At 47.6% G+C, this 13,892-nt stretch carries 10 protein-coding genes and 1 pseudogene; 7 read left to right on the top strand and 4 right to left on the bottom strand.

The genetic code is table 11. The features are described from left to right. The first annotated feature begins 497 nt into the window (after positions 1-497). The 3 genes from mqnC (at position 498) to KVT36_RS21505 (ending at position 3,192) form a co-directional block, all read left to right on the top strand. Positions 498-1,622, top strand: coding sequence for a cyclic dehypoxanthinyl futalosine synthase (gene mqnC, locus KVT36_RS21515; protein ID WP_217605508.1), 1,125 nt, complete (start codon positions 498-500; stop codon positions 1,620-1,622). Between the two features lie 239 nt (positions 1,623-1,861). Next, the gene (locus tag KVT36_RS21510) at positions 1,862-2,497 is read left to right on the top strand and encodes a hypothetical protein (RefSeq protein WP_217605507.1); all 636 of its coding nucleotides are present in this window, start codon (positions 1,862-1,864) and stop codon (positions 2,495-2,497) included. 113 nt (positions 2,498-2,610) lie between these two features. After that, positions 2,611-3,192, top strand: a complete 582-nt coding sequence (locus tag KVT36_RS21505) for a GNAT family N-acetyltransferase (protein WP_217605506.1) — start codon at positions 2,611-2,613, stop codon at positions 3,190-3,192. A gap of 132 nt (positions 3,193-3,324) precedes the next feature. On the opposite strand, the gene KVT36_RS21500 is transcribed toward KVT36_RS21505, so the two are convergent. Together KVT36_RS21500 and KVT36_RS21495 are read right to left on the bottom strand one after the other, a co-directional pair. Next, the gene (locus tag KVT36_RS21500; protein WP_217605505.1) at positions 3,325-4,779 is read right to left on the bottom strand and encodes an APC family permease; all 1,455 of its coding nucleotides are present in this window, start codon (positions 4,777-4,779) and stop codon (positions 3,325-3,327) included. A 199-nt stretch (positions 4,780-4,978) separates the two neighbouring features. Further along, positions 4,979-5,872 carry a hydroxypyruvate isomerase family protein gene (locus tag KVT36_RS21495; protein WP_217605504.1) on the bottom strand — a complete coding sequence of 298 codons (894 nt, stop codon included), beginning with the start codon at positions 5,870-5,872 and terminating at the stop codon, positions 4,979-4,981. Between the two features lie 480 nt (positions 5,873-6,352). On the opposite strand from KVT36_RS21495, the gene KVT36_RS21490 reads away from it, so the two are divergent. Then, positions 6,353-6,655, top strand: a complete 303-nt coding sequence (locus KVT36_RS21490; protein WP_217605503.1) for a hypothetical protein — start codon at positions 6,353-6,355, stop codon at positions 6,653-6,655. 144 nt (positions 6,656-6,799) lie between these two features. On the opposite strand, the gene KVT36_RS21485 is transcribed toward KVT36_RS21490, so the two are convergent. After that, positions 6,800-9,613, bottom strand: a complete 2,814-nt coding sequence (locus KVT36_RS21485) for an outer membrane beta-barrel family protein (protein WP_217605502.1) — start codon at positions 9,611-9,613, stop codon at positions 6,800-6,802. 264 nt (positions 9,614-9,877) lie between these two features. Between KVT36_RS21485 and KVT36_RS21480 the strand changes: the two genes are divergently transcribed. After that, positions 9,878-11,314 carry a sensor histidine kinase KdpD gene (locus KVT36_RS21480; protein WP_217605501.1) on the top strand — a complete coding sequence of 479 codons (1,437 nt, stop codon included), beginning with the start codon at positions 9,878-9,880 and terminating at the stop codon, positions 11,312-11,314. A 92-nt stretch (positions 11,315-11,406) separates the two neighbouring features. After that, positions 11,407-12,099 (top strand): response regulator transcription factor, encoded by a 693-nt coding sequence (locus KVT36_RS21475; RefSeq protein WP_217605500.1) that lies wholly within the window; start codon positions 11,407-11,409, stop codon positions 12,097-12,099. Here KVT36_RS21475 and KVT36_RS21470 read toward each other — a convergent pair. Beyond that, positions 12,096-13,394 carry a histidine kinase gene (locus KVT36_RS21470; protein WP_217605499.1) on the bottom strand — a complete coding sequence of 433 codons (1,299 nt, stop codon included), beginning with the start codon at positions 13,392-13,394 and terminating at the stop codon, positions 12,096-12,098. The genes KVT36_RS21475 and KVT36_RS21470 overlap by 4 nt on opposite strands. 69 nt (positions 13,395-13,463) lie before the next feature. On the opposite strand from KVT36_RS21470, the pseudogene KVT36_RS32820 reads away from it, so the two are divergent. Then, positions 13,464-13,892 (top strand): annotated as a pseudogene (locus tag KVT36_RS32820) (phenylalanine--tRNA ligase subunit alpha); the annotation flags it as partial.

The raw sequence follows: 13,892 nt of genomic DNA, 5'->3' as shown, positions 1-13,892 counted from the left end.
AGCTCTCGTTTACCTAAATTTAACATTAAAATGGTTTTACATAACAAAAAAATATTTCAAACGGCGGCAAAAGCGTACAAACAACATGTTACGCTGTATAAAGTGTTCTGGCGGGGAGATGAATGGATTGGAAGGGGCAGGTATACGAATGTATGACGGATAGATATGGGGTATCAATGCTTATCTAGTAGCGTCTGCAGGCATTTGTGCAGGGTGTGAGGTCTTGCAGCAGTAATGCTTGCAGGGGTTGCTTTATTCCACCGCCGCAGGCTTAGGTAACCTTGTAGTACCGGGTACATGATCTGAGGTGCAATGTGCCGGAACAATGTACATGGCCATTGCAGCACCAGGTCTACACGATTGATTATCAAGTACCTTGTGGACATGACGTGGACTTGATCCGGATTTAAGGCGGGCCTGATGCAGAATTGAGCGGGCTGACGAATATCAGCAACTTATATCCTGTAATTAGTAACTTTGCTGCATAAGGCTTAACAATGCAATTGAAAGATCTATATCAGAAAGCCCTTGCCTTCGAGTGGCTGACTGCGGAAGAAGGAGTGTTCTTATTTGAGAAAGCGCCCATGGCAGAGCTGGCGCATATTGCCAACGAACTGCGTAAGATACAGGTACCGCATGGCAAAGTAACCTGGCAGATAGACCGAAACGTGAATACCACCAACGTATGCACGGCCAACTGCAAATTCTGCAATTTTTACCGGATACCCGGGCATGCGGATGCTTACATTACCAATATTGAAGAGTACAAGCGCAAGATAGATGAAACCCTGAAGTACGGCGGCGATCAGCTGCTGCTGCAAGGGGGCCATCACCCTGAGCTGGGACTCAGCTTTTATGTAGACCTGTTCAAAGAGCTGAAACAGCTATACCCTACCTTACGCCTGCACACGCTTGGCCCTCCCGAAGTAGCGCATATTACCAAGCTGGAAAAAAGCACGCACATTGAAGTGCTGAAAGCCTTGCAGGAAGCCGGTATGGACAGCCTGCCCGGCGCTGGTGCGGAAATACTGAACGACCGGGTGCGCCGCCTCATCTCCAAAGGAAAATGTGGTGCGCAGGAGTGGCTGGATGTAATGCGGGCTGCACATAAGCTGAACATTGCCTCCTCTGCTACCATGATGTTTGGCCACGTAGAAACCGTGCTGGAAAGGTTTGAGCACCTGGCAGATATACGCCAGGTACAAAGTGAAAAACCGGAAGGACATTATGGTTTTACCGCCTTTATTCCCTGGACCTTCCAGGATGTGGATACGCTGCTGGCCCGCATACGCGGAGTACACAACATTACCACTGCCGAAGAATATATACGCATGATAGCGCTGAGCCGCATTATGCTGCCGAATGTGAAGAATATACAGGCCTCCTGGCTTACTGTTGGTAAGCAGGTAGCGCAGTTATGCCTGCATGCCGGCGCCAATGATTTTGGCTCTATTATGATCGAAGAGAATGTGGTAAGCGCAGCAGGTGCACCGCACCGGTTCACTTACCGCTCTATACAGGAAGCTATTAAAGAAGCCGGTTTTGAGCCGCAGCTGCGTACGCAGCTGTACCAGTTCCGGGAAATACCTGCTGCTATTGAAGAGCAGGTGATAAATTATTAGTGGGTCCATGGTCGATGGTCCATGGCCTTGCGCGTAGAATGTTTTTTCGCATAGTAGTTATTAGTAGGTCCATAGTCGATAGCCTCCTTGTAATGGGTTATAGATTATGGACTTTGTTTTTTTACCCCCGCACTATGCAATGGACCATCGGCCATCGACTATTTTTACATTCCCTTAACACCACCCCATGTAACTATACTTCCCTTTGCCCGTCTAAACAGTATAAAAACGAGGCGATTATGAAAAAGGTTGGATTATTTATAATGGGCGCAGGATTGCTGTTGCTGGGTGCTTGTACCAGCACCAAGCTCACCTCTTCCTGGAAAACGAATGATGCACAGCTACAAAAAGATAAAAAGATTATGGTAATGGCATTGGTGCCGCAACGTGAAAAACAGCTGCGGGCCCTGATGGAAGATAACCTGGTAGCTGAGCTGCAGAAAGAAGGACTGAACGCTGCTTCTGCCCTGCGTACTTACGGGCCGGATGCTTTTGGGGATAAGACAGATGAAAAAGCGGCCCTGCGCCAGCTGCGCAACAGTGATGCCAGCCAGGTGCTGACAGTAGTGCTGCTGAATAAAGCGCGTGAAAGGGATTTTGTACCATCAAGCCCTTATGGTCCATACGGACCGTACTATGGTGGTTTTTGGCCGTATTACAGCCGCTGGTACGGTGCTATGTACCAGCCAGGTTATTACCAGACCAACACCCGGTATAACTGGGAAAGTAACCTGTACGACCTGAACCAGCGTAAGCTGATCTACTCTGCCCAAACACAGTCCGTAGACCCGCCTACTGCCGTAAGACAGGCCTACCTGTACGCCAAACTGATTGTAAAGGACATGACTAAACAACAGTTGATAGCGCAGAATTAGGAATGTGTTTTTATTCAATCCAAACTAAACGCTGCAACTGTACAAGGCTGGCAATAGTGCCGGCCTTTTTTATATATGGCTGTAACACAAGCTTGTGGCTAAATTTGTTTAATTTGGCCGCGGAACATCTTACTGACCACCATTCTCCTGATATGCTGGAACTTCGTGTAAATGAGCTGATAACCCTGCGGCAGCTGCAGCCGGCGGATGCCGCACCCTTGTATAAGCAAATAGATGCATCGCGCAAAAGCCTGCGCAAATTTTTGCCGTGGGTAGATTATAATACCAATGAAGAACACTCTATACGTTTTATACAGCTTATGCAGCGCAAGGCCGAAGAGCAGGAAGCCATGGCCCTGGGCATATGGTACCAGCAGCAGTTATGTGGTGTGATGGACCTGCATGGCTGGGATCACCTGCTGCAAAAAGCAGAAATAGGTTATTGGGTAAGCGAAGCCTTTCAGCGCAAAGGTATAGCCACAGCCAGCTGCCGGGCGCTGATCACCTTTGCGTTTAAAAAATTACGGCTGAATAAAATTGAGATCCGTTTTGTATTGCAGAACGAGCGCAGCGCGCAAATACCCATACGGCTTGGTTTTGCCAAGGAAGGGATACTGCGTCACAGCGCCAAGCTGCACGGGCAGTATGTGGATATGGTGGTGATGGGCGTGCTGCGGGAGGACTGGAAGTTTTAGTTTAGCTGTTAGCTGTTGGCAGTTGGCAGTTATTGGAGCGGATGGGTTGTAAATTGTAATGTTAAGTTTTGAATATTAGTAACAGCTGGCAGTCATGGTGAAATGGTGTACATGACTGCCAACAGCTAACAGCTAACGGCCAACAGCTCGCCTCACTTTACTATGTTTTTTCCCATACCGGAAATAGATCACCATACCAATAGCCATCCATACGATCAGCCGCAGCCAGGTATCCCAGGGCAGGAACAACATTATACCCACACAGGTAATAATACCCATAATAGGTACAAAAGGCACTAAGGGCGTTTTAAAAGCACGGGGCGCATCCGGCATGGAATACCGCATGATCCATACGCCGGCGCAAACGATCACAAATGCCAGCAGAGTACCAATGCTGGTCATTTCACCTACTACGCGGATGGGTACAAACGCTGCAAACAAACCTACAAAAATGCAGAACAGGATATTGGAGCGCCACGGCGTTTGAAAACGGGGATGGATATCCGAAAATACTTTAGGCAGCAAACCATCTTTAGCCATGGCATAAAACACACGGGTTTGCCCTAAAAGATCTACCAATATTACAGACGTATAGCCGATGAGGATAGCCAGTATGATCAGCTGCGAGAGCCAGGTATAAGGCGTGCGCTCAATAGCCACCGCCACCGGTGCAGCATTGCCTTTAAAGGCTGTATAAGGGGCCAGGCCGGTCATTACATGCGCAAACAGGATAAACAATATCGTACACACCACCAGCGACCCCAGGATGCCGATAGGCATATTACGTTTAGGGTTACGCGTTTCCTGCGCAGCTGCGCTGATAATATCAAACCCTAAATACACAAAGAATACAACGCCTGCCCCGCGCAAAATGCCGGACCAGCCATATTCCCCAAAGGTGCCGGTATTAGCCGGTATGTAAGGCGTATAGTTGGCAGGTTGTATATAACGCCAGCCCAGCGCAATGAATAAGATCACCACGCCTACTTTCAGGATCACTACCAGCGTAGTCCAGATGGCGGAGCCTTTAGTACCGCGTATCAGCAACCAGGACATAGCCAGTATAACAAGTGCTGCCGGAAGGTTCATAATACCGTGTACCACCGTACCATCTGCCAGCTGAGCGGTTTCAAAGGGCGAGTGTACCAATTGCGGCGGCAGGTAAATATTATACGAGCTTAAGAACTTTACCAGGTAGTTAGACCAGCTGATGGCAACTGTAGCCGCACCTACGGAAAATTCCAGCCCCAGGTCCCAGCCAATGATCCAGGCAATCATTTCGCCCATGGTGGCGTAGGCATAGGGATAGGCGCTGCCGGCAACAGGTATCATGGATGAAAACTCCGCATAACACAGCCCCGAAAAGGCGCAGCCAATAGCGGCTACTATAAAGGAAAGCGTAACGGCCGGCCCTGCGTTGTTGGCTGCTGCCAGCCCGCTCAGGGAAAACAGGCCGGCGCCGATAATACCGCCTATGCCCAGTGTTACGAGCTGAAAAGCGCTCAAAGTACGTTTTAAGGTATGGGCGCCTTCCTGGCCGGATTCCTGTAATAACCAGCTTAAAGGTTTTTTGAAGATCTGTGCCATGTTATCCTACTTGTTTTGTGGACTATTTGGGCGCAAATATAGAATAAATAGTCCATGGTCGATGCCCATGACCTGCTGTGTAAGGTAGTAGTTGGTGGGATGGGAATTTGGAGAAAAAATAATGGTCCATGGCCGGTCCCAGTGCAACCTGCTTAACGCAGCAGGCAATGGACTATCGGCCATGGACCATGGACTGAACTTAAATATCACAGATCTCAACCCCTTGTTTCAGGGAGCCGAGTTTATCAACGCGTTTAGGCACAAACTCCTGTGCTACAAAACCCTTAAAGCCGGTATCGTGTATGGCTTTCATAATAGCCGGGTAGTACAGCTCCTGCGTTTCATCTATTTCATGACGGCCGGGTACCCCGCCGGTATGGTAGTGTGCAATATAGGAGTGGTGATCTTGTATGGTACGGATCACATCTCCCTCCATGATCTGCATGTGGTAAATATCGTACAGCAGCTTAAAGCGTTCATCGCCAATGGCCTTGCATAATTCCACGCCCCACAGCGTATGATCGCACTGGTAATCATGGTGATTTACTTTGCTGTTCAGCAGCTCCATTACAATGGTCACCTTCTTTTTTTCCGCATAACCCATAATGCGTTTAAGGCCCTGGGCACAGTTCTTCAGGCCCTGCTCATCATCCAGCCCTTCGCGGTTACCGGAAAAGCATATGAGGTTGGGAAACCCCGCTTTGGCCGTTTCATCGATCAGGTATTGATAATATTCCACCAGCTTATCGTGATGTTCTACCCGGTTCCAGCCTTTGGTAATACCCCAGTCCTTGTTGATAGAAGCTACCATGGCACAGGTAAGATCATATTTTTTTGCGGTGGCAAAATCTTTCGGATCCAGCAGGTCAATGGATTGTAAACCAATGTTCTTAGAGGATTTGCACAGCTCTTCCAGCGGAATATCGTTATAACACCAGGCGCAAACGGAGTGGTTAATGTTGCCTTTCAGTTTTTCATCCATGGCCTCTTCATGGGCCATTACCCGGTTGGTGAGGGATGATAATGTAGTGGAGGCAAAGGCCAGTGCAGCGGCTTTTTTAATCATATCGCGGCGTGAGTTTTTATCAGGCATTGTATGTGAACGGTTTAGTCGTGGAAATTACGAATTTTCAATTATGATTACGAATTATGTACAGCCCAGGGGGAATGAATAATTACAAATCAGGTACATCGCAGGCAAAAAAACGCTCTTGAAAATCAATGATGGTTTTGAACCAACGGCGATTAACATCTCAATAACACTATTGATAACCAATACCACCGTATATATAAACAGGGCGCGGCTCTTAAAGATCAATCGCTTAGAGTCATGCGCCATTCGTAATTGACAATTCGTAACTCCCTTCCCCCCTGCGGGTTCTACGCATTTTCGATTTTCCGTATAACGTGCACATCTTTTTGCCTTACTTTTACGTATATATCAATAAGTTAGAAAGCCAGGCCAGCAGCCTGTTTCAGCGACCCCAAAGTTTGGCATTAATTGTGCTTATTTATCAGAAACTGTAACATTTTACCTGTTTAAAGCTTTTATAAGAAAAGAGGAGGTTGAAAGATGGAAAAAAGATATACTCCCAGTTTATTGGTTTGCGTGATAATGGACCTTTTAGGTTGTGCAAGTTATGCAGTACCCCTGTTAGGAGAAGTAAGTGACGTTATTTGGGCGCCCATCTCCGCCATTATTTTTTACCGCATGTTTGGCGGTACCCTGGGCACCTTTGGCAGTTTATTCAATTTTATGGAAGAACTGTTTCCCGGGCTCGATTTCATACCCACCTTTACGCTTTCCTGGGTAATGCAGCGCATCACTCAGGGCTGGAAGGTACAGAAGGTGAAAATGGAAGGACAAAAAGCATGATCAGATGTGGTACTTAACGGTAAGTTACACGTCTACTAAGATACCAAGGTTGTAAGGATTTAAAGTTGGATGCTAGCGGAAACTTATGTGCATTTAAAACATGCATCCACCTTTATTTTCTTTCAACCTTTCAAGTTTTTAGGCCTAGCCTCTCGTTCTTATCATTCGCGCACCACCTGGCATCATTTGCATTGGTACAACATTCCTCATGCGCATATTTTTGTTGCCCCCTTTCTCCCCACCACCAAAACGGTTCAGGAAATAAGAAAAGCTCAGCAGGCAAAAACGCTGCAGCACCCGGGCCTGTACATCCTCAATATAATTCTCGCCCACATTGCGGCTAATGCTTACATTTTGGTTCAGCAGGTCAAAACCCTGCAGTTTTATAAGGCCCTGCTTATTGCGGAACAGGCTTTTGGATATATAGGCGTTCAGCATGGTTACATCCTGGTTGTAACCTGCTGCCAGACCGGTGTTCAGCGTATAGTCCAGGTCAAAGCCAATGTTAAAGCCTAAGGGCAGGTTCACATTAAAATCAAAGGAAAAAAAGTAGTTGAAATAATCGCGGTTATTATCTTTTTGCACGGTATAGCGGGCGCCGTTATAATTTATACCGCCATTGGTTGAAAAGTCAAACAGCTCGCGGTAGGCGTAGTTAAAACTCAGCCCCTGGTTTATCGTAAAGTTGCGCGTAATGCCCTTGATGTTGTTAATGTAGCTTACATCCCGGTTCAGGCTAAAATTGGTAGTGGCATTCAGGGAAGTATGCTCTCTTTTAAGTGGAATGGTATTTACCAGGTTACCATTAATGTTATAAGCGCCATTCACATTCACCGGCTGGCTTACCTGCCTGCCCAGGGAATCAAAGTAATTGGCATTAATAATCTTGTTGCTGGTAAGCGCCATGCTTATATTGGCAAATAACCCCTGCATGCTGGAAGGGTTAAAGGTGTTATACCCTATGCTGAAATTGTTGTTGAAAGAAGGTTTCAGGTCAGGGTTGCCTAACTGGATATACAACGGGTTACTGTTATCCGGCACGGGTTGCAGCTGGCTTACATTAGGCTGCTGGGTACCGCCCCGGTAAAAGAAACGCAGGCGTTTATTATTGTTAAACGCGTAGCTGAAACTGGCGGATGGGAAAAAGTTGAACGTATGCTGCTGCAGCCGGTTCTGCAGGCTGATGTTGTTGTTATCCAGGTCACTGTACTGCACATTCAGCCCCAGGCTGTAATCATACGTTTTCTTTTGCGTGCGCAGGCTTACCCCAGCCTGCTGGGTAGAGAAAGTATTCTCAAAGGAATTACTTAAACTATCATTGGGCCGGTCGTAGATGCCTTTAGTGGCATTAAAATCATAGGTTAGCTTATCGGATGATGAATAGTTACGGCTCCAGGCATAGGTAAATTCCAGGAAATGATCTTTTGCCAGCGGCTCCGTGTAAATGAGGCGTACATTGGTGTTCAGGCCTTTGTTGGTAATATCATTACGCTGGTCTATACTGTCTGTTTGAATGGCGCCGTTAGGCTGTATGAACAGGTTATTGGAGTGGTTATAGTTCTCCATGTCGCTGTTGTTAGTGCCCATATTCAGGTTAGCGCTGAAGGTGCGCCCGGTTTTATGGAACTTTTTGCGGTACAGCACATCTGCAGCAAAGGTGGGCGTTGTATTGTTGCCTGCATTACGGGTGGTACCGTTGTTCACCAGCTGGTGCGAGCCTCCCAGGGATTCATACAGGTTATCCTGGAAATTGCTGCTGGTAGTGTAATTTAAGTTGGGTGAAATGATGAGGGATTGTGTACTGTCTATCTCGTACTCCACCCGCATGTTAAAATTATGATTGGCGTTGGTGCTGATTGAATTTGAGCGCTGGTTATAGTAGTAGGTAGTATCCGGCAGCAGGTTCTGGCGCGCGCTGTTACGGTCATTTTCCGTGGTGGTATTGTTATAAAAATAGCTGCCGCTGATGCGGATCCTTTTTGTAAGGTCCTGGCTGTAATTAAGGCCTGCGGTCCAGTTGCGGGAAATGCCGTTGCCGCCGTTGTTACCCATACCCCCGCGCATACCCCGGCTGCCACCCATACTCAGGCCGCTGATGTCTGTATAACCCTGGTTGTTGACGTTATTGCCGCTGCCTATGAAAGAGAGCTGCTGATCTTCCCGGAAACGGTTCAGGGAGGTGCTGGCCGCAAAACGTTCATCAGTGCCTGCGCCGGCAGATACCTGGCCGAACATGCCTTTCTTACGGTCTTTTTTGATGGTGATGTTGATGGCTTTTTCCGTTTGCCCGTCGTTGATACCGGAAAACTGGGCCTGGTCAGATTTTTTATCTATCAGCTGGATCTTGTCTACAATCTCTGCCGGCAGGTTTTTGGTGGCCAGCTTGGGATCATTGCCAAAAAAAGGTTTACCATCTACCAGGATCTTTTTCACGGTTTCGCCCTGGGCTTTAATGTTACCATCCTTATCTACTTCCACGCCGGGCAGCTTTTTCAGCAATTCCTCCACTAGGGCATTCTGACGGGTTTTGAAGGAGCCTGCGTTGAACTCCAGCGTATCTTTTTTAACGCGGATGGGTGGTTTTATTTCCGTTATCTCAACAGCATCCAGGGTAACACCGGTTTTTTGCAGGGGAATAGCGCCCAGTGCAGCAATAGGTTGTTCCGGGGTAATAGATACCGTTTGTAATAAGGGCTGGTAACCCAGGAAAGTGATGTATAGCTTATAGGTGCCTTCCGGTAAATCATCCAGGGTAAAGGCGCCTTTTTTATCTGTAAAGGCCGATGCGGCCATAGTAGAATCTTTGGCGTATAACAAAGCCACACTGGCATCTGCCAGCGGCTGTTCGGAGCTTTTATCAGTAAGATGGCCTTTGATCTGTCCTTTCTGCCTCATCTGCCCCCGGACCAGGGTACCACACAGGATAATAAAGACCAGCGTGCATACAAGTGACTTCATCTCTCTATCTGATTATTAACGCTATAGCTTCCTGCTTTTGATGCCTTTCTGGCGGCCGCCTACGGAGTTTTACCGCCATTTATCTGCCCTGCGGAAACTCTTGATCTTCAGCCGATCATAAAAGATATAAAAGGATGCGGCTGCTATCCGGCTGCCGCCAGGGCATGTGCAAAGTACAGATTCTCAGTTAAGCATTCTTATTTACTGTTAATTATTGTTAAGAAAAGGAAGCAGACCCGCCGGGAAAACAATAGTTTTGTTACCATGCGTAAGCGCATCCGTAACATATTTATACTAATGAGTGTCTGCATCCTGGGGATCTATCTTTTCCAGGGTTACTGGCTTTATAATTCCTATGAAGTACAGTTTGACCAGTTTAACCGGGATATAAACGGGGCGCTGCGTACGTCTTTATTCAATAACCAGTTTATTGAGGCCCGGCGGCTGGTACATTATTACGGTAAAGACACTGTGGCCAAGGGGGGATCCAACCTGGTTTTGCAGCCGGAGCAGCTGAGCGCATCCAGGGCAAAAAGAGATTCGGCCCAGGCGATGTTAGATGCTATTATGGGCGGCGAGCGCCCCCTGCCGATATTTAAACCCGGCACGCCTTCCCGTACTTTTGCGGATACGCTGGCCCGGCAAATGTCTGACCTGATCTTGTTAAATAACCTTTACGGGGATAGTGTGAACCTGAAAGGGCTGGACTCCAACTTTACCGCGGAGCTGCATAACCGGCAAATTGTAACGGGTTATAGGTTTGACACTTTTCATGTAAACTTCAGCAACTTTTCCCGGGAAAGCTTCCGGGACAGCATGCGTATAAGAGAGCCCCTAAAAACAAGTAAAATGCCCTTTAACCCGGCCAGCAACCTGTTTGTACAGGCTACCTTTGCATCGCCCTTACAATACATCCTGATGAAAATGGTGTGGACGCTGTTTACGTCGCTGGTGCTGCTGATACTGACCACCCTTTGCTTTATTTACATGCTGCGCACCATCTTAAAGCAAAAGCGCTTATCTGATGTAAAGAATGATTTCATCAACAACATGACGCATGAGCTGAACACGCCCATTGCCACTGTATATGCAGCGGTAGAGGCTATGCAGAATTTCAACGCGTTAAGCGATCAGCGTAAGACAAAGAACTACCTGGATATTTCCAAACAGGAGCTGCAGCGCCTCTCTGACCTGGTGGAGAAAGTATTACACATTGCCGCAGAAGAGAAAGAAGAAATAGAGCTTTTTAAAGAGGAAACGGACCTGAACGACCTGATAGATAACATTATTACCAACCACCAGGTAAAAACCGGCCAGCCGGTACAGTTCCGTTATGATAACCATTTGGATCACCCGCTGGTGTATGTGGACAAAACCCATTTATCCAACGCGGTGAATAACCTCGTGGACAATGCTATTAAATACTCCGGCGATCAGCCCATGGTGCATATCCAGTGCAGCAAAAGCAATGGCCTGCTAACCATTAAGGTGAAGGATAACGGCATTGGCATACCCCGTATTTACCAGGAGAGTATTTTTGACAAATTCTTCCGGGTGCCTACCGGCAACCTGCATAATGTAAAGGGTTTTGGCCTGGGCCTGAGCTATGTGAAAAAGATAGCGGAGCTGCACCATGGCAGCATTACGGTACGCAGTGAGCCGGAGAAAGGCAGTGAATTTACCATGGAGATCCCCGTTTAAAAATTTTAGATCTTAGATTTACGATTTTAGATTTGACCGAATCGCTTTGAATCTAAATCGTAAATCTGAAATCGTAAATCTGAAATCATTTTATGGCAAAAGTATTATTGATAGAGGATGAATATCAGCTGGGCCAGATTGTGAAAGACAGCCTGGAAATGCGCGGCTTTGATATGCTGTACGCAGCAGATGGCAAAGATGGCCTGCGCCTGTACCAGCAGCACCATCCGGATGTGGTGGTGCTGGATATTATGATGCTCAACATGGATGGGTTTAGCGTAACCACGGAGATCCGCAAGCAGGATAAGCTGACGCCCATTATATTCCTTACCGCCAAATCACAAACAGCGGATGTGGTGAAAGGTTTTGAGCTGGGTGGCAATGACTACCTGAAGAAACCTTTTAGCATGGACGAGCTGATAGTACGTATCAAGGCCCTGCTAAAACGTTCCAGTGAGCAGCCTGCGCCCCCGCCGGGTGTGGAAAGCGGGGAGGTAGTAATGATAGGGCAGTATGCTTTTCACTACATAAAACAAACGCTTACCCGTAATGGTAATTCGGCTTTTCTTTCCCACCGTGAAGCGGAGATACTGCGCCGCCTGTACGATAACAAGAACCAGGTAATGGAGCGTAAAACAGTGCTGCTGGACCTTTGGGGGGATGATAGCTTTTTTAATGCCCGTAGTATGGATGTATTCATCACCAAAATACGCCGCTACCTGAAAGAAGATCCGCGGGTACAGATCGTGAACATCCGCGGGGTGGGGTATAAGCTTATTTTTTAAATGACCTGTGTAGCGATCATATCCGGGTTTATTTCAAAAGCAATGGTTACTTTGGTGCCGGCCGGCTGGTTATGCGCATCTACCAGGTCGGATACCTGTATGCTGAAACGGGTGTCGAACAGGGACTTGTATAGGTCTACCCGCTCCTGGCACAAGCCCATTCCCCTGGATTGATGCCGGCCTGTTTTTAACCCATTATCCGTGTACCTTGCCGCTTCACTGCGGCCTACCCCATTATCCATGATCTCACATATCACCACCCGCTCATTTTGCTGCCGCCATTTAATGTGCAGCTGCCGCTCCCCTGTTTTATTCATTAACCCGTGCCAGATGGCGTTTTCAAGGAAAGGCTGTATCAGCATACCGGGTACGTAATATTCACCCGGGTTAATGTCTTCATCTACCTCCATGGTATAGGTAAAGGCATGGTCTGTACGCAGGCATTCTATTTTCAGGTAGTACTGCAGCAGGTCCATTTCATCCCGCAGGGAAATAAAATTCTTTTCCGCATGCATCAGCACCATGCGCAGCAGGCGTGCAAAGCTGGAAATATACTCTTCGGCCTTTTGCATTTGCCCGGTAAGCAGGCAGTTATATACCCCGTTCAAACAGTTGAACAGGAAGTGGGGATTCATTTGCGATTTAAGCGTTACCAGCCGGAACTCAGCCAGCTGCCGGTGCAGCAGCTGCACCTCTGCCTCCTGCAGCTGCGCCTTTTGCTCCGCCAGTGTTTTGCCTATTTTAATGGCGCTAATGGCGGCTATTTTTTCCAGCACACGCAGGTGCGCGGGCCTGTAAAAGCCGGAGCGGTGATGTTCAGAATCTATTACGCCTATTACCTTTCCTTCATAACAAATGGGTACGGCTATTTCAGACGGGCGGCGTTTATCGTCCTGTATATAACGGGCATCCTTACTGGTGTTGGATATAATTTCCGGTTTGCCGGTAATGGCCACGGTACCGGTTATGCCCTGGCCTACGGGAATTTCAAGCGGCTCTTTTATTTCAAAACGCATGGGGTTCTTGGGGCCATAGGCGGCTTTTTGCACCAGCATTTGCCGGTCGGCATCCAGCAGGTATATTACACAATCTTCAAACTGTAAGTGGCGGATGCAGTTCTTGGCAATATCCCACAGGATGTCGTCGATCGTATTTTTTCCAAAAAGGGAGGTTGCAAAATAAGTAACCGTTGCTTCTGCCTGATATTTTCGTTTATACCTTAGCAGTAGTAGGAAGAGGATAACAATACACACCAGTAGCGCAATTACTGCCCCAATGTAGCCCGCAACAGTCATAGTGGGTATTTGTACCCTAAAAGGTAAGATTTTTTTGGCAAATCTGAATTCTCTTATCTTTGTTGCCCTATGGAGCAGATAGTACAGCAAATAACGGCCTACACACAGGAAATACAGGCCTTTGAACCTAAAACGGCAGATGAGCTGGAACAATACCGCATTAAGTTCCTTGGAACAAAAGGGATTGTAAAAGCCATGTTCGGGGAAATGAAGCAGGTACCCAATGAACGTAAAAAGGAGTTCGGGCAGGTATTGAACAGCTTTAAGCAGGTAGCGGAAGAACGCTATACGCAGTTTGAGCACTTAAAGGACGGCGCCGGCCAAACGCAGGCTGCCGTGGACTTTAGCCTGCCTGCAGAAGCGCACCGCCTGGGTACCCGCCACCCCATCAGCATTGTACGTAATAAGATCATCAACATATTTGCGCGGCTGGGTTATACGGTAGCTGAAGGCCCGGAAATTGAAGACGACTGGCCCAACTTTACAGCGCTGAACCTG

The organism is Chitinophaga sp. GbtcB8 (genome assembly GCF_019091455.1).
Classification (GTDB): Bacteria; Bacteroidota; Bacteroidia; order Chitinophagales; family Chitinophagaceae; genus Chitinophaga.
The sequence above is the reverse complement of the archived record's forward strand: the minus strand, read 5'-3'. Positions and strand labels throughout refer to the sequence as shown.

Coding starts and splice junctions, on each gene's coding strand:
- mqnC (WP_217605508.1), top strand. CDS start 498: ATGCAATTGAAAGATCTATATCAGAAAGCCCTTGCCTTCGAGTGGCTG.
- KVT36_RS21510 (WP_217605507.1), top strand. CDS start 1,862: ATGAAAAAGGTTGGATTATTTATAATGGGCGCAGGATTGCTGTTGCTG.
- KVT36_RS21500 (WP_217605505.1), bottom strand. CDS start 4,779: ATGGCACAGATCTTCAAAAAACCTTTAAGCTGGTTATTACAGGAATCC.
- KVT36_RS21495 (WP_217605504.1), bottom strand. CDS start 5,872: ATGCCTGATAAAAACTCACGCCGCGATATGATTAAAAAAGCCGCTGCA.
- KVT36_RS21490 (WP_217605503.1), top strand. CDS start 6,353: ATGGAAAAAAGATATACTCCCAGTTTATTGGTTTGCGTGATAATGGAC.
- KVT36_RS21485 (WP_217605502.1), bottom strand. CDS start 9,613: ATGAAGTCACTTGTATGCACGCTGGTCTTTATTATCCTGTGTGGTACC.
- KVT36_RS21480 (WP_217605501.1), top strand. CDS start 9,878: ATGCGTAAGCGCATCCGTAACATATTTATACTAATGAGTGTCTGCATC.
- KVT36_RS21475 (WP_217605500.1), top strand. CDS start 11,407: ATGGCAAAAGTATTATTGATAGAGGATGAATATCAGCTGGGCCAGATT.
- KVT36_RS21470 (WP_217605499.1), bottom strand. CDS start 13,394: ATGACTGTTGCGGGCTACATTGGGGCAGTAATTGCGCTACTGGTGTGT.